12 protein-coding genes are annotated in these 17,261 nt (G+C 45.1%); 9 read left to right on the top strand and 3 right to left on the bottom strand.

The genetic code is table 11. The features are described 5' to 3' along the window. Positions 1-27 precede the first annotated feature (27 nt). Entirely contained in the window at positions 28-2,664 is a 2,637-nt protein-coding gene (locus GC096_RS00365; RefSeq protein ID WP_171628318.1) for a sensor histidine kinase, read from the top strand. Positions 2,665-2,708: 44 nt separating this feature from the next. Here the strand turns inward: GC096_RS00365 and GC096_RS00360 are convergent, their stop codons facing one another. Then, the gene (locus GC096_RS00360; RefSeq protein ID WP_171628317.1) at positions 2,709-3,425 is read right to left on the bottom strand and encodes a FadR/GntR family transcriptional regulator; all 717 of its coding nucleotides are present in this window, start codon (positions 3,423-3,425) and stop codon (positions 2,709-2,711) included. Positions 3,426-3,702: 277 nt separating this feature from the next. Between GC096_RS00360 and GC096_RS00355 the strand changes: the two genes are divergently transcribed. The 4 genes from GC096_RS00355 to GC096_RS00340 all read left to right on the top strand — a co-directional run bounded on the left by GC096_RS00355 (position 3,703) and on the right by GC096_RS00340 (position 7,447). Beyond that, a complete protein-coding gene (locus GC096_RS00355) occupies positions 3,703-4,863 on the top strand; it encodes a mandelate racemase/muconate lactonizing enzyme family protein (protein ID WP_171628316.1) in 1,161 nt (386 codons plus the stop codon). A gap of 42 nt (positions 4,864-4,905) precedes the next feature. Beyond that, positions 4,906-5,550 carry a bifunctional 4-hydroxy-2-oxoglutarate aldolase/2-dehydro-3-deoxy-phosphogluconate aldolase gene (locus tag GC096_RS00350; protein ID WP_171628315.1) on the top strand — a complete coding sequence of 215 codons (645 nt, stop codon included), beginning with the start codon at positions 4,906-4,908 and terminating at the stop codon, positions 5,548-5,550. Then, a complete protein-coding gene (locus tag GC096_RS00345) occupies positions 5,547-6,470 on the top strand; it encodes a dihydrodipicolinate synthase family protein (RefSeq protein WP_171628314.1) in 924 nt (307 codons plus the stop codon). The genes GC096_RS00350 and GC096_RS00345 overlap by 4 nt, the downstream gene beginning before the upstream one ends. A 194-nt stretch (positions 6,471-6,664) precedes the next feature. Then, entirely contained in the window at positions 6,665-7,447 is a 783-nt protein-coding gene (locus tag GC096_RS00340) for an SDR family NAD(P)-dependent oxidoreductase (RefSeq protein ID WP_171628313.1), read from the top strand. 116 nt (positions 7,448-7,563) lie between these two features. Here the strand turns inward: GC096_RS00340 and GC096_RS00335 are convergent, their stop codons facing one another. Together GC096_RS00335 and GC096_RS00330 are read right to left on the bottom strand one after the other, a co-directional pair. Next, positions 7,564-8,352: a response regulator gene (locus GC096_RS00335; RefSeq protein WP_171628312.1), complete on the bottom strand. Its 789-nt coding sequence runs from the start codon at positions 8,350-8,352 to the stop codon at positions 7,564-7,566. After that, positions 8,349-10,196, bottom strand: a complete 1,848-nt coding sequence (locus GC096_RS00330; RefSeq protein ID WP_171628311.1) for a cache domain-containing sensor histidine kinase — start codon at positions 10,194-10,196, stop codon at positions 8,349-8,351. The genes GC096_RS00335 and GC096_RS00330 overlap by 4 nt, the downstream gene beginning before the upstream one ends. 205 nt (positions 10,197-10,401) lie before the next feature. Here GC096_RS00330 and GC096_RS00325 point away from each other — a divergent pair, with 205 nt between their 5' ends. From GC096_RS00325 to GC096_RS00310, 4 genes are all read left to right on the top strand, one after another. Then, on the top strand, positions 10,402-11,703 hold the full coding sequence (locus GC096_RS00325) for an ABC transporter substrate-binding protein (protein ID WP_171628310.1): 1,302 nt from the start codon (positions 10,402-10,404) through the stop codon (positions 11,701-11,703). 73 nt (positions 11,704-11,776) lie between these two features. Further along, complete coding sequence (locus GC096_RS00320) at positions 11,777-12,658, top strand: carbohydrate ABC transporter permease (RefSeq protein ID WP_171628309.1); 882 nt, start codon at positions 11,777-11,779, stop codon at positions 12,656-12,658. Between the two features lie 8 nt (positions 12,659-12,666). Continuing rightward, on the top strand, positions 12,667-13,482 hold the full coding sequence (locus GC096_RS00315) for a carbohydrate ABC transporter permease (RefSeq protein WP_171628308.1): 816 nt from the start codon (positions 12,667-12,669) through the stop codon (positions 13,480-13,482). A gap of 126 nt (positions 13,483-13,608) precedes the next feature. Further along, entirely contained in the window at positions 13,609-17,259 is a 3,651-nt protein-coding gene (locus tag GC096_RS00310; protein WP_171628307.1) for a glycoside hydrolase family 2 TIM barrel-domain containing protein, read from the top strand. Positions 17,260-17,261 lie beyond the last annotated feature (2 nt).

Below are 17,261 nucleotides of genomic sequence, written 5' to 3'. Positions count from 1 at the left end.
TCATCTGACGAGGAAGGCGGATTGGGGATGCACCGTAAGGTTGTAAGAAGAGCTGTTGCGCTCATGCTAATATTCCAACTGCTGCTCTACGGCTTGGTCTTTGGCAACTATTTCAAGTTTATTGCGAATAATCAAAGCTCAACGGCGGAGCGCATGCTGCAATATCAAAATGAGAGCATCGTACACTATTTTGGAGAACTAGAAGCTATGCTAGCACTGATCAGCTCGGATGATTGGATCAATTACGCCAAGCTGTATTTGAATATGAAAGATTCACGCGAACAACGGGAATATGGGGAAAAGCTAAGTCAAATGGCAGGCGAGTTGAACTTAGCCGATTCTCTTGTGGAGGATATCTTCATCATTGGTCAGAACGAGAATCAAGCGAATTTTCGGAAAACGATAGGCCAACAAAGCTGGAGTAGTGACAATCTTCCGTCGCTGGACGCTTTGGAGCGAATCGGGATGCTGTGGCGCATTGTTCGCAACAGCGGGAAACCGGATATTTTGAGGAAGGAAGAGTTTCTTAAATTAGCAGAGAATCAGGGGCTGGCCGGATGGACCCCTTCACAAATAAAGAATGCTACCTCTTTCATTGATCTGACGGATCGAAAAATGGTTATCTCCACCTATCGCTCCAATGTGCTAGTGCTTCTAACTCTGCAACCTGACTTCATGCAACATTTTGTCTATTCAGAAGGTGCTCAGGGAAGGTTTATTCTGCGTAACGAAGCTGGGGGGATCATCTGGACTAGCCATGCAGCACAAGAGAGAGGTGAATTGTCCGGTCAGCGTTCCTATAGTACGAAGTTAATTCCATATGAGTACGAGTTACAGTGGATACCGGATCCTGCTTCATTATGGTCATTTAAGTCTTTGCTATTGCTAGGTATTGCCCTGACGGGTGTGATATTGATGTATACGAAGAAAATGTCAGAATCCATTAGTGCGAGTATTTTCGTTCCATTTCGTCGGTTAGCAAGTGTGATACAACGTGAGTCCAATGAATGGCCGAAATCGCCAATTTCTGTTCGTACTTGGAGCAATACGTTAATGAAGTTGCCTTTAAGATGGAAATTATTGTATTTATATAGTGTGTCCGTTATCTTGCCTATACTTCTGTTGGGAATTTTTTACTCCTCGTTTTTTTATTATATGTCCAAATCTGATTTGACGAATGCAACCAAGGTTACAGCTGAACAATTACGTTTATATATTTCAAGGCAATTTCAGAGCTATGAACAGTTAGCAGATTATTTATTCATTTCCGAGAATTTACGGGGACCTCAACGAGCATGGCTGCATCCGAGTATGTCTAATGTCAACTATGCGGTAAGATACAATGCACTGGGCGTCATTGAGCCATTTTATGTACAGATGGTCGGATCCCAGGCAGCGGCTGAACCTCAGATTCTATCAACGCCATTTAATCGGGTACTTTGGGTTCCCGAAACCGCAGATGAATTCGGCCGCTTCGTTCCATCTCTAGCCAGGAAAATTGTGTCCGAAGAAACAACGACAGGGTATCTCGTGCTGCGTTTAAAACAAGGAGCGCTGGAACCATCCATCGCCAAACAGGTACCGGACATTTTGATTACCAAAAAGAATCAAATTATATATCGAAGCGGAGCGCAGTCTGACTTGAAAAAAGCGGACAGATCAGCAGTCAAGGTCGATTTGAAGCTGAATGACATGAAATTGACGATTACTCAAAGTACTGAAATTGTTGTAGCGTTGAATCGTCAGTTATTGCAGCGCTATGCCATTGTCGTGGCCATTCTAATAGCAATTGCGTTCGGTTCCGTGTACTGGCTTTCATCGCGTATTGTCCGCAGGCTTGAACATTTCGACGAAGCGATGGCACGTGCGGGAAGCGGAGAATGGAGTACCGTTATGTTGGAGGGCAATGATGAAGTCAGCGAGCTTTCACGCAGCTACAACAGGATGATCGAACAGATTCAGCAGCTTTTGGAAGCCAAAATCGACAGTGAAGTACGTGAAGAGAGGCTTACTGCCCTGAAATCCAAGGTGGAAATCCAAATGCTTCAGCAGCAGATAAATCCACATTTTCTCTACAATACGCTGCAAGCTATTAGTATGCGAGCCATGAATGGTGACAAATTAGGGGTGAATACGATGGTAGGAGCGCTTGCGGATATGATTAGGTTCGCAGTCGGCAAAGGTCCAATGGAAGTGTCCGTTTCCGAGGAAATCGAGCATGTAACGAATTACGGTATCATCTTGCAGGCGAGGTATCGTGATAAATTAGTTGTAGAGTGGGATATCGCTCCTGAGACTAAGGATGTTCCTGTGCTTAAATTTATCATGCAACCTATTATCGAGAATGCGATTCAGCATGGTATTGCCAAGCTTTCGCGTGTAGGAAAAGTTCATATTAGTGTTTACTTGGAGACTGGGGATCTTCTGCTTGTCGTGGAGGACAATGGTGTGGGGATGGACGAGGAGCAGTTAAGACTGCTGAGTAGTTCACTTTTGCAATCGGAATCCTCTTCAGGCATTGGTTTATCCAATGTGGCACGCAGGCTGGATATTTATTATCAGGGGAAAGCACGGGTCACTATAGAGAGTGCGCTGATGAAGGGGACGAAGGTGTCGCTCCGTATCCCCGTCACTCCTGCGGTTTCTATGGGAAGCCATGAGTAAAAAAGTATTGGGATCATGCGAGTGGTAAACATGGCTGTCCCTTCTTACTGGATAAACATGCGCAACATTTCTCTAATATGCGCTTCCATTAACAACTTGGCTTGTTCGGCATGTCGTTCTTCGATGGCAATAGCAATTAATATGTGATAATTCGATGCTTTTGTGCGCATATTTGGGATGGTATTGGTTTGTTTTCTTGCTTCAACGGAAATGGGGGCAATCATAGACATCATTCTGATCAGGACTGGATTATTGGATCCTTCTGCTATGAGTTGATGAAAAGCCATATCGGTTTCGAAGAAATCCCCTCCTTTTTGCATTTGTACGACCATTTGGTCCGCTAGGTAACGCAACTGTTGAATTTGTGAATCCGTAGCATGCTTAGCACATAGCGATGCGAGTTCTGGCTCAATGAGCAGTCTTGCCTCAAGTAGCGAGACTAATGAAATATTGCCAAGCTGCTCCAGCGTTGTTGTGGGGTCTTCAAGTAATAAAGGATCATTGCGCAAATACATGCCTCGGCCGTGTTCAATGCTGACAATGCGTTGATTTTCTAGAATACGCAAGGCTTCCCGAACCGTAGAAATACCGAGAGAAAGTTCTACTGCTAATTGTTGTACTGTTGGCAGTCGATCTCCAGCCTTCCATTCGCCAGTCTTTATTTTCTCCTTGATTGCTTGTATTGCGGTTTCATAGGCCATTGTTTTCATGAGTTTGAGGACCTTTCTTTGTTCAATTGGCTCAAGATTTCCTTCTAGCATAGCTCAGATCACCTTGAAAAAAAAGAGACATACATAGGATCTTCCCTAAACCGTATCGTTAATAACGATAAGTGCGAAGACTTTAGCAAATCCGGGTGTATAGATATGATGAATTTATCATTCATTATACTCTAAATACATAGAATGTAATCAATTCCAAGTGTTTCATAGGGTTTTTTCCTCAAATAATCAGATCAAAGGATTGACATCTGTCCAAATAGATCATATCATTATTTTATTAAGATATGATCTATTTCATTCTAACGGAGGTTATCCTATGAAAATTACAGACGTGAAAGTATGGCTGGTTGAGGGGATTAAGTACAATTGGACAATGATCAAAATTTATACTGACGAAGGTTATACAGGGGTCGGAGAAGCGACGAATTGGCCAGGAAGTCCTATCGTGGAAGCAGCGGCTAAGCATGTGGGTGAACGGATTATTGGACTCGATCCGATGAGAACCGATTTTATTTGGACGAAATTATATCGGGATTTGAACTGGGTTGGACCTTATGGAGCAAGCATGTGCGCGATCAGCGGGATTGATATGGCCTTGCTTGATTTGAAAGGGAAAGTGTTAGGCGTTCCCTGTTATGAGTTGCTTGGCGGAGCGTTCCGCACGGAAATCCCACTCTATGCCAACTACTGGTTTACTGGCGGTGGTCATAATGCCTTGGATTATGCGGAGCAAGCCCGTAAAGTGAAAGAAGCAGGTTTTGGGGGACTGAAATTCGATCCGTTTGCACATACCAACTATTTGTATGGCGAAGATTTGAACAGCAATTTGTCTCTCACACCTGAATTTCAACAAAGAGCTTACGATGTAACGAAGGCCGTTCGTGATGCGATTGGTTCTGAAATGGATATGATGATTGAAACACATGCGATGCTGAACTTTAAGACAGCGATTACGATGGCGGACAAATTAGCGGAATTAGATATTACTTGGTATGAGGAACCAGTCGGTCCTGAAAGTGCGGATACCTTAAAAGCGGTTCGTGATCGACTGAATCCAAGAGTATCCATTTGTGTGGGAGAGCGTCATTATACCCGATATGGGATTCGTCAGATTCTTGAGAAACAACTGGTCGATATTATTATGCCAGACATCACACGCTGCGGCGGACCGTCTGAAATGAAGCGGATGGCTACAATGGCGGAAGCGTACAATGTACTATTAGCACCGCATAACCCAAATGGACCTCTTTCCACATTGGCAAGTGCTCATGTGTGTGCTTCGGTGCCTAACTTCTTCAGACAAGAATTTATGTTCAACGATGTTCCATGGAGAGATGAAGTGATTGATCATCCAATTGAAGTGAAACAAGGACATCTTGTGTTATCGAAACGTCCGGGGTTAGGTGTCGATTTGGTTGAGGAAGTCATGGAAGCGCACCCGGGAATTCGCGAAGCGAGACCAGGATTCTACGTATAACCGATGTTTGAATGTATCCAGGTAGGAGGCTGCGAAGCGTCAATGAATAAATTGGCTAATGTACAGAAACTCAAAGAGTCAGGAATCGTTGCTGTGATTCGCCGTCCCCGGTCGCAAGATATTCAGCATATCGCGCATGCGTTAGTTGAAGGCGGCGTAGGCGCGTTGGAGATTACTGTAGACACGCCAGGCGTTTTCGACATGATTGCTAGTTTGAAGAGTAGTTTTGGCGGGCGTACGTTGGTAGGAGCTGGCACAGTTTTAGATGCCGAGACGGCGAAAATCGCGATTCAGGCAGGGGCAGATTTTATTTTCGCTCCCATCTTGGAACTAGAAACGATCCGAGTGACGAACGCTTATGGGAAAATATCCATACCTGGTGTCATGACACCAACTGAAATTGTTACCGCTTACCGTGCAGGCGCCGATTTAATCAAAATTTTCCCTGGTAATGCTTTGGGAACTGATTATATGAAGGAGCTTCAAGGACCTTTAGGACATATTCCTATGATGCCAACTGGCGGAGTGACCTTGGATAATGCAGCTCAGTTTATTCGAAATGGGGCTGTTGCTATCGGGATCGGCGGTTCTTTGGTGAAGAAGGATGCCATAGAGGCTGGACGATATGAGGAATTGACACATACCGCAAAGCAGTTCGCGAATCTCATTCAGGGGGCCAGGAAATGAACAATAGCAAGGAGCAGGATCAAGTGGACATCAATGGTGTATATCCAATCATGGCTCCGCCATTCCAGATGGATGGGGAAATCGATTGGGCGGATTTCCGCGCTTTAATTGGGCATCTGTCGAAATCCAGTATTCAGGGTTTGACCATGTTCGGGATTGCGAGTGAGTTCTATAAGATCACAGATTTCGAACGGAAAGAATTGGCTGCTGTATTTGTACAAGAGTTGAATGGCACGGGTGTGCGTAGTGTTCTCTCGGTTACCGATCATAGCACCGAAGTAGCCGTTAAACGTGCGAAGGAATATCAAGCGCTTGGGGCCGGCGCGTTAATGCTGCTACCTCCTTTCTTCCTGCGTCCTAGCATGGAGGCAATCAAAGAACATATTCGAGCCGTGTTAGGCGCTGTGACCATTCCTGTTCTAGTACAATATGCGCCGACAGAGACAAATGTGGAGATTGCCATCGATGAGTTGATTGAGATCTACGACGCGTATCCGAACGTTGTTTTTAAAATTGAGTCTAATCCGCCGATGGAAACCATAAACGGGATTCTGCAAGAGCGGCAACAAGCGGTTATCATGAACGGTTATGCTGGATTATATATGCTGGATGTTATGATAGCGGGCGGGAGCGGCGTCATGCCAGGCTGTTCTTTTGCTGAAATCTACGTGGAGATTTATCGCTTGTCTCAAGAAGGTTTGGAGAGTGAAGCGAGACAACTTCATCAAAGGCTGCTCACTTATATTTCACGCTGGATGAAAGATTGCGAGTATATCATTCAAGTGGAGAAGAACATTCTACAACAAAGAGGTCTTATCAAAACCGACTATTGTCGGAAACCTTCTTATCCGTTAAATCAAGAAGACAGGGAACTGATTCATCAGTTCTTAGCAGAGTTCGGTTCACTATTGAATAGTTAAATGGGAAGAAACATCCAAAAGACGGCATTCATTTCAATAGTGAATGGAATGCCGTCTTTTTGTGAATTCAAGGATTTTTTCAAACAATTTCGTCACTTGTAGGCGCAGGTCATCCATAATACGATGTGTACAGACGTGGTATTTGGTTTGGAGAGAGCAAGTGGCTACCATTCTGGCAAACGGGGAGACTTACAATGGCACTAAACATTGATCTGAGCGGCCAAGTTGCGATTGTAACTGGTGCATCAGGGGGAATTGGCCTAGGAGTAGCTCGCATGATGGCACAAGCGGGTGCTCATGTTGCTGCATGTGCACGAGAAAGCAGCCCGGCGTGGGAACAATTTCAATTGGAGCAAATGACAGCAGGTAAGATGATCTTCTTTACCGCAATGGACATCACGGATGACGAATCGGTTCATCGTTTTGTGCAGATGACCGTTCAGCATTTCGGAGGTATTGATATTCTGGTTTCAAATGCGGGAGCCAATGCATTTCATGGTGCTGCTGACTGTGATACTGACTCGTGGCAGCGCAACATGGATCTCAATCTGAAATCCCACTGGATGATGAGCCAATGCTGCAAGCCTTATCTGGAACGAAGCGCCAATGGCGTCATTGTCATTATGACGTCGAATCACGCAATCGCAACCATTCCAGGGTGCTTCCCTTATAATGTGGCTAAGAGTGCATTGACAGGACTCGTTCGCAGCCTTGCTATCGAATGGGGACCTGCCATTCGAACGGTGGGCATCGCCCCAGGATTTATTGATACGCCAGGCAATGATGCCTGGTTTCAATCGTTCCCGGATCCGCAAGCGGAACGAGCGCAGACCGTGCAACGGCATCCCGTCGGGCGCTTGGGTACTCCCGAAGAGATCGGGGCCTTTTGCGCGTTCGTAGCCAGTTCGTATGCGTCCTTTGCATCTGGTTCCACCTATGTGGTGGATGGTGGGCGCACAGCGCTGCTGCAAGATTGAGAAAACCTCTATCGATGCCATTCAATGATGAGCGACCGCGGTTAGATGTAGGTTTTATCGCCAATAAGAAAGGCCCTCCCTGTCATGTTAGAGACAAGGAGGGCACACAATGAGAATCATGAAGTAGCGACTCGAGTTCCGAGGGTGCGGCGGTACTCCGATGGCGTCTGTCCAACGATCATTTTAAATATCTCATTAAAGTGACGAAATGTTTTATAACCTACAAGTTCAGCCACTTCATAGCTTTTGTATTGCAAATCGGAAAGCAAGTGCTTGCTTCGTTCAATGCGCACCAAATGGATAAAATGAACTAGACTATGACCCGTTTCTTCCTTGAATACTGTGCTGAAATAGGAAGAGCTCAAATGAACTCGACTTGCGATGTCGGGAACGGAGAGCTCTTTTTCGTAGTTGGCCTCAATGAACTGCACGGCCGTTAGAATCCAAGGATTGGTCGATTGAATGCTGTAGGTGGCACTCCAAGAGCTCTCGCCTGCACCGACTTCAGCATTAACCGAAGCTGCTGCTAATCCAGCAGCCTTGGCAGCACGCTCCAACGTTTCAATAATAATCTTCGGATCACATGGCTTCAGAATGTAATCCAGTACGCCAGCCTTAATCGCTGAATAGGCATAATTGAACTCCGCATGTCCTGTAAGTAGGATGACTTTGATCTGCGGCCATTTGTTGGTTATGGTACTGCACACTTCTATACCGTCTATGCCCGGCATACGGATGTCGGAGAGGACGATGTCCGTGGTGTTCCTTTCCAACCATTCAAGTGCTTCCCCGCCGTCAGGGAAATCAGCTATGACTTGGAAAGATGGCGATCGATCGATGATGCGACGCAAACCTTCACGGATGTTGATTTCATCATCGATAAGGACAATTCTTGATGGGTTCATCCTGTGGCTTCATCTCCTTTACGTAGTAAGCTAGGGAACTTTATCGTAATTTGTGTACCTACACCGACTTCACTTTGAATTTGCACGCCAAATGTGTCTCCGTAGTGAAGCGCAAGCCTTTCATGTACATTGAGTATGCCAAGACCTTTATCACTCTGTTGCTCATCCGTTGCTCGTCTTTTTTTGAGGAGAACTTTCAGCTTTTCCTCCGGAATGCCGGCGCCATCGTCAGAAATAATGAGTGTAACGATTCCATGACTCTCGGAGGCTTCAATACGAAGCTCTTTGGCCGTTTTTTTCGGCTCAATGCCGTAAGAGATTGCGTTCTCGACAATGGGCTGGATGAGCAAACGAGGTATTTGGCAACCTAGCAGCTCTTCCGGAACATGGATATGGGTCTGAAAGCGACCAGGGTATCTATATTGGATAATCGAGATATAACGTTTGATATGCCACAGTTCTTCTTCCAACGTTGTCATCGTGGAGTTGGGATTCAGCGCGTACCGCAGCATTTGCGATAGATCGAGAATGACTTGAGAAGTTTTGGACCCACCTTCAGATTCCAATCCCCAGAAAATATTGTCGAGTGTATTATAGAGAAAGTGAGGATTAACTTGCGCTTGCAGTGCTCGCAGCGTGGCTTTGCGCTCAAGATCCTGCTTCTCATACACTTCTTGCACTAAGTAACGGAAGTTTTCCACCATGTAGGTAAAATGCAGGGCCAGCTGTTCACTTTCTTGATTGAAATAGCGCTGCGGTGCCACCTTCACTTTGAAATTTCCGAAAGCGACCAATTTCATCTTACCGATGACTTCACGTATGGGCTTCGTTAGGAACGATGCAAACAGTGTCGAGAATATGACCGTTGCAAGGATGAGTCCGAAGCCGACCCATAGGCTCGTAATATAAATCTCGTTTAAGCCTCGCGTAAGTTCAAGTTGCGGGGTAATCGCCACGAGCAGCCAGTGGGTGTAAACATCTTCGTACGATGTGAATATGTAGCCTTGATCGTTATAACTATGACGGTTGCGTAGCTGCTCGTACATTGATGGTTGACTGCCGAACAGTGCTTTCATATGAGCATGATCTTCTTCGCTCAAATGATTCATGATCGGCTCGCCGCTCTCACTCATCAGCATCATCACAGTTGCTGAAGAATCTTTATCCCGCTGGAGAATATCGGTAAGGAAGTTTAGATTGATCGTGTAAGTCAGATAACCGAGAATTTCATTAGGATTGAGCAAGTTGACCACGGCACGCGTCCCGGTCAATGTGTAGGGGGTGCTGATTTGGCAAAGCTGAGCTTCCGTGATTGACCAATACGTCCCGCCGTCTAACGTTTCAGAGCCATGCCTCATCGCGTCCGTCATGATTTGTTGAAAGCAAATGCCTGAAGAAATGGTTTCGTCATGTAAGGAATGGAGCTCCATATAGGAAATAACGTTCGTATCAACGAATGCAGTACTAAGGGAGTCACGAAGGGAGCTGAATGTAAGTGGATCCATCGCATCGTTACGCTTCGCTTCGATCAATGTTTTCTGCAGAAACTTATTATTGATTGCCTTGTTTGTCGTATCATGCGCTACCTGGAGGATGCGTTGCAGGTTCTGATCCGTCTGATCAAGCGCAAGATTGATGTAATGGTAGGAGTTGCGTTCAATCACGTTGGTGGATTGCCGAATGGTTGCGTACGTGATGATGACCATTGAAATGAGTACGAGCACAATCCCTCCGAGCGAGAGTTGATGTCGCAATTGCTTCCATGGCAGATAGGAAGAGAACAATTTAGCTATGAGAATCACCTGCTCTGCATGAAATATTTGGAAACGCTCTAATTGTACCATTATCTACAAATAGGTATCAATATCCATAGGCAAGTGCGTGAATTTAAGGATTTTTTCCAAGAATTACGTTACTTGTGAGAGTCAGTCATTCATACTACGATAAATACAGGCTCAGCAAACGGCTTGAATGACAGCAATCCTACATCGTTTTTCAAGCTTCTTGCCATGCCATCCATATAATCATACAAGGGGAGTGAATGTTTTCATGAGAACTAAAAATTGGTCGAAAACAAGTATTGCCGCGATTCTAGGCTTGATGATCGTAACAAGCGGATGTAGCGACAGCACAAGTTCAACGTCGGAATCAAGTAAACCAGCTGAAAGCAGTTCAGGCAATCCAGTCGTTGTGAAAGCTTGGTATCATCAATATGGCGAGAAAGAAGCGGTTGAGTTCCTCAATAACTGGACAGCAGATTTCAATAAAAGCCAGAGCAAGATTAAGTTGGAGACAACAATCGTTGCTGGCGGTGTTGCGGATTACTATTCCAAGCTGAGTACTGCATTTGCAAGCGGAGCGGGACCAGACTTTTTCGAAATGGATGCCTCAGACTTCTCTAAGTATGTAAGCTCTGGTATCGCTGCTCCATTGGATGATCTAATTACTGGGGATATTCGCAAGGATTTCAACGAAAAAGCACTGGCTGGAAATACATACAATGGCAAATTGTATGGCATGCCGTTCATTATTGATGCAATTGGCTTGTACTATGACAAGGATGTTCTCAAGGCAGCGAATATTCAGCCTCCGAAGACTTGGGATGAGCTGCGCGATGCGGCTAAGAAGCTGACGACGCCTGAACGGAAAGGCTTTACACTTAGTCCAATTCGCGGAGGTTATCAAAATTATGAGTTCTGGCCGTTCCTATGGGCTGCAGGCGGTAATGTGCTTGACGACAGCGGCAAAAAATCAACTTTCGACAGTGATGCTACGCGGAAAGCTTTGCAATTGTATCGTGATTTAGCGAAGGACGGCTCCATCTATACGACACTGCAGACAGACAGCTGGGATATTAACTACTTGCTCAGCGGCAAAACGGCGATGCAGCTCTCCGGTATCTGGGCTACGCCAACGATTGAAAAGTCAGGAAAAAATATCGGCTTAGTTCCCTATCCAGCAGTAGACGCACAAGGCAAACAGACATCAACACTTGGCGGCTGGAACATGATTGTGAGTTCCAAAGGTCACCAAGCAGAAGCAAAGGAAGTTATCCGCTGGTTCTGGCTTGAGGGAACGGATCGGATGGGGCAGTTCAACACCATTGGCGGCTTCCACCTTGCACCTCGCAAATCCGTCTTAGAGGCGAAGAAGGACATTTACAGCAAACCGATTTACAAGGATTGGGTGGATACTGTCGTTCCATTAGGACGTAAAGATCTATCATTACCTCCAGAAATCGTGACGGCTACGAACGACGCTGTACAGGAAGCTCTGTTCTCTATGGATCGTAATATCGATACGATTGTGAAGGATGCAGATAAGAAAGTGAAAGAAACGCTGGCCAAATAAATCATCTTCAAATGCGTAAGCAGGTGCGGTATTAACGCCGTACCTTGCTTACGAAATAGAATAGAGGGATAGCATGAACAAATTGGGTAGGGAGCAATGGGTTGCTTATTTATTTATCTCACCAGCCGTACTGCTGCTGCTTGCATTCGTCTTTTTTCCGTCCATTTATGCATTCTTTGTCAGCTTACATGATTGGAACTTGCTTGGAGGAAGAAAGTTTATTGGGTTCGGTAACTATACGAAGCTTATCAACGATACCTATTTCTGGAGATCGCTAGGGCGCTCCGTCCTCTATGCGTCTATCGTAGTGCCACTCGTATTTATTTTCTCGTTTGGACTCGCATTGTTAGTGCGTCATATTGGCAAGTCGAGCAACTTTTTCCGGACAGTTTTCTTCTTCCCGAATCTCGTATCTACGGTTATCAGCGTACTTATTTTCCGGTTTATTCTTGATTCAGCACCATCGGGATTGATGAACTATCTCATCGGCTTTTTCGGATTTGATCCTGTCTCATGGTTGGGAACGACCGGTGGTTCATGGTTCGGACTCATCAACGTGTTTTTCTGGACCTCGATTGGCTTCTACATGCTCATCATGCTGTCGGGTTTACTCGACATCCCGGTTGATTTTTATGAGGCTGCTCATATCGACGGTGCTAATCGTTGGCATTCCTTCTGGCATATTACGGTGCCGCAGATGAAGAACTCGATGACATTTGTGTTTATCGTTAACATCATTAATGCCTTCCAATACTTTGACCTGTTCCTTATTATGACGAAAGGCGGGCCAGCGAGGTCAACTGAAATAACCGTGCTTTATATTTACAATCTGGGCTTTGGCGAGTTGAGACTGGGCTATGCTTCAGCCATATCATTCTTGCTGTTCCTGCTAGTCTTCGTACTGACGCTTATACAGGTGAAGTTATTCCGTGTCAACAAATCAGTGAATCAATAGGAGAAGCTATGAGACAAAAACGACCATTCTTGCATGTGATGGCCATCTTTTACACGATTGTTTCGCTGGTGCCAACGTTGTGGATGGTGTCAGGCTCACTTAAGTCACTAAACGACTTCAATCAGTACCCGCCAAGTTTTATTCCGCAACAGCTGCACTTTGACAATTTCACAAAATTGTTCAACTCTTTCCATTTCGATGTGTACATGAAGAATACCATTTTCGTTACGGTCGCCATCGTAGTACTTTCCCTACTCGTTAATTCTATGGCTGCTTATGCCTTAGCAAGACTGACATTTCCGGGCCGCAATATCATATTCTTGTTCGTGCTTGGATCTATGATGATTCCGTTCGCCACGTATATGATTCCGCTGTTCATGGTTATTCGGCAGCTCGGGTTAATCAATAATCTTTGGGGCATCGTTGTGATCGCCATTGCCCACCCCTTCTCCATATTCTTGCTAAGACAATTCTATATGAATTTTCCGAAAGAGTTGGAAGAGGCAGGCCGAATCGATGGGCTTGGGCTAATAGGTACTTTCTTTCGACTCATTGTGCCAACCTCGAAGCCGATCTTCACCACGGTAGGACTTCTCGTTTTCATTTGGAACTGGAACAACTATGTGTGGCCGCTCATCGTGACAAATGATAAATCACTCTGGGTGCTGCAGCTTGGTATTACCAGCTTTATGAGCGAACACTCGGCAGAATTCCAAATGGTGATGGCAGGTTCCGTCGTAGCCATTTTGCCAATTGTCGTGTTGTTCTTTTCTTTACAGCGTTTTCTTATTGAGGGGATTCTATCTTCGGGTATCAAAGGATAAGAGTCAGGTAGAGACATTGTAATTGCATGGAAAGGAGGTGAAAGTTGTCATTAAGGTCTACACATGGCAGGTAAAATAAAGAGTTTGTCATGTAGAGAGTTGTTTCCAATAAGAGGAGGATGATTCATGAGGAATAAAAAAACGTTGAGTATGTATCTTATTGTCATGATGCTTGTTACATGTATCGTGCAATTTGCTCCTCAATCGGCTGAAGCCAATGCAGTTTGGCCAAGGCCCCAGATCGTTCCTATACCAGCTTCGGTATCTGGTGTTGCGAATCCTGTAATTAGCCTAGGCGGAACTTGGAAATTTAACATGTCTACGCCGGCAAATTTTTGGCAGAACACGACAGATCCTTCATCATGGAGCGATATACAAGTGCCTGGTGAAGCTTATATGCAAAATTTTAATATCATACAGAATTATGAATACCCTTACAAAAAGCTAGTTAGTATTCCTTCCGATTATAATGGCAAACGAGTTATCTTAAGATTTGAAGGGGTATACAGTTATGCAAGGGTGTGGGTAAACGGAAATTATATCAGAGATCATAACGGTGGTTTCTCCGGATGGGACGCTGATATTACCAACTATGTCACACCAGGGCAGTCCGCTTGGATTACGGTAGGAGTTACCGACAAGTCGAATGATATATCCAACGAGGATCAATATGCAAAGCATAATATTGGGGGTATATTGAGGGACGTCAAACTTGTAGCCTTGCCTCAAAACTATGCAACCAGGCTTCATGCCTCGACGGATTTTGATGCAACCTATACAAACGCGACTTTGAATGTATCGGGGGCAGTTTATTTTAACGGTGCAAGCCATGCAACACTTAACTTCAGCTTGAAAGATCCACAGGGAAATCAAGTGGCGATCAGTCCGAGTTCAATGAGCCTCTCAGCATCGGCTGCTGAAAGTACTGTAAGCATTCCAGTACCGAACCCGCAGAAATGGGATGCGGAACATCCGAATTTGTATACGCTAACAGCAAATTTAGATGTTGGAGGTTCTACCGTACAAACGATAAGCAAAAAAATAGGTTTCAGGAAAATCGTTAAGACTGGTAACCAAGTATTCGTCAATGGAAAGGAAATCAAGCTAAGAGGCGTCAATGTGCACGATATTGATCCCTTATTAGGGCGCGCTACGAATGATGCTCTGGATGATGCAACTGTAGCGAAATTTGTGGATGGCAACAATAATTTCATTAGAACCTCACATTATCCGCGTTCGGATGCTTTTCTTGATGCCGCTGACAAGTATGGTATCTATGTTGAAGAAGAAAGCGCTGTAGTCTGGCAAGGCGCTGAATTTGGAACGAATCCGAATACGATTAGCGATACGAACTTTACGGCAAGTTATATGAATCAGTTCTCTGAGATGTTGGAAAAAGATTTAAGTCATCCATCCATTATTATGTGGTCATTGGGAAATGAAACGGCGTGGGGCTCCAATTTCCAGAAAGAGCTTGATTATGCCAAAGCGGAAGATCCGACTAGACTCACCATTGTAAGCTGGGGCAATACTGCAACAGACATTAACAGCTCGCACTACCCGAACTATAACGGCAATATGGCACCTTCCGCGACACAGCCTACGCTGCATGATGAATACGTTCATGTTAACGCTTACAATACGGCTACGCAACAGCGAGATCCGAATACCAGAAATTTCTGGGGAGAAAGCATCAAGAAATTCTGGGAAAACATCTTCCCTACTACCGGGGCGCTAGGAGGCGCGATCTGGGCTTCTACCGATGAGGTATTTGATTCGCCGAACGGGAGTAAGGGTTATGGAGAATGGGGAATCATCGATGGTTGGAGAAGAGATAAGCCGGAATTCTGGTTGACCAAAAAGGCCTATTCTCCTATTCGTATAACGGATGCTCCTGTCGCGAATCCAGGCAGTGGCAATAGTCTTCAAATCCCTATCAAGAACTGGTTTGACCATACCAATTTCAATGAAGTTTCCTTTAAATGGAGCGTAGGTTCTGATTCAGGCAGCATAACGAACCTGAACATTGTTCCGCATGGGAATGGCACACTCGTCATACCTGCACGAAACTGGCAGAACGGCGATATTGTTAATATTCAAGCGATGAAGTCTTCGAAACTGATTGATGAATACAATCTGACGATAGGGACGCCAGTGAAGACGTTCCCAGCAGTTCAGGGACCTGCTCCAAGCGTAACTGAGAACGCTTCCAGCTTTACTGTGGCTGGCTCGAATTTCAGCGTTGTATTCAGTAAGACTTCGGGACAGGTAACAAGTGGAACATACAACGGAAGCACTATTATAGTTGGCGGACCGAGAATTAATATGGCACCTGTGGATCTTCCAGCATGGTCGCTGTCCAGCATCAGCCATTCGGTGCAAGGCAATCAAGCCGTTATTAGCATTTCCGGAACATACGGCACTGTGGGTGCAAGCTTCACGGTCAGTGTAGATGGCGCAGGGCTCGTTACGACTGGGTACAGTATTACCAATCCAATAGCAGGGGCCAAAGAGACCGGTGTAATCTATGATGTATCGGGTTCAGTTGATCGATTGAGCTGGGATCGAAAGGGCCTGTGGTCCGCATATCCATCCGACCATATCGGTAGGAATACCGGAGTGGCTAACAAAGTCAGCGGAAACAACGATACGTATAGAGTTAAACCTACTTGGCCATGGTCGCAGGACATGAAAGATTTCTTCCTCTATGGCAGCAACGATGTCGGAGGACGTGCAACGAATGATTTCAGAAGCCAGAAGGAATATATTACTTATGCCTCGGCCATCATGGCTGGCTCCAATAACCGATTAAGGGTGGAATCGGATAGTACGGCGGCGGTTAGAATGGAAATCAATAAAAATTGGGTCGATGATAGGGATTCCTCCATTACGTACATTGGAACATGGACAGCGTATAGTGATGCAGGTGATTATAAAGGTACAGAGAAATACAGTAATACAGTAGGAGCCTATGCGCAGTATACGTTTACAGGTACGGGCATAAGCTTTATTGGACCTAAGAACTATAATTTAGGCACTGCTGATATCTACATTGATGGAACTCTTGCACAAGCAAATGTGAACCTAAATGCAGCAAGTAAGAATTTCCAACAAGTGTTGTATAGTGCTGCTGGACTGTCCAATGGCACGCATACGATCAAAGTTGTTGTAAAAAGCGGGTACGTTGTCGTCGATGCCTTTGTACCATCAGGCGGTTCATCCCCTAGTATTGCTATGGCTATTAATAACCAATGGGGCTATGACGATTTGGATTGGGGGAATTATGAAACGGCAATTACAGTTCCATCGGGATACAACAACACGGTTAAGATGAGATTCACCGATAACGATATATACAGCGTCGCATACAACCCAGTTACCGTAACAACGAATGATAACACAACAGGAGCAGGGAGCAACCAATTTAATTATGTGGGTAGCTGGTCCTACTATGGAAGTCAAAGCGGAGCCTATCAGAATGATAACCACTACTCGAATACCGCAAACAATTACTTTCAGGTTGCATTTAACGGCACAAAGATACAGTGGTTTGGTGCCAAAGCTTCAAATGTAGGCATAGCGGCAGTTTCTATCGATGGGGGAGCAGAGATTAACGTTGATCAGTATGCAGCTACTAGGTCTGACAATGTGCTTTTATTTACCAGTCCGACTCTATCCAGTGGGTCGCATACGCTTAAAGTAAGGGTTACTGGCACGAAGAATGCGAATTCATCTGGTACATTCATAACAGCCGATAGGGTTGATGTAACGAATTAAGG

This window comes from Paenibacillus plantarum (assembly GCF_013141695.1).
GTDB classification, from domain to species: domain Bacteria; phylum Bacillota; class Bacilli; order Paenibacillales; family NBRC-103111; genus Paenibacillus_E; species Paenibacillus_E plantarum.
This window is presented reverse-complemented; position numbering and strand designations above follow the sequence as displayed.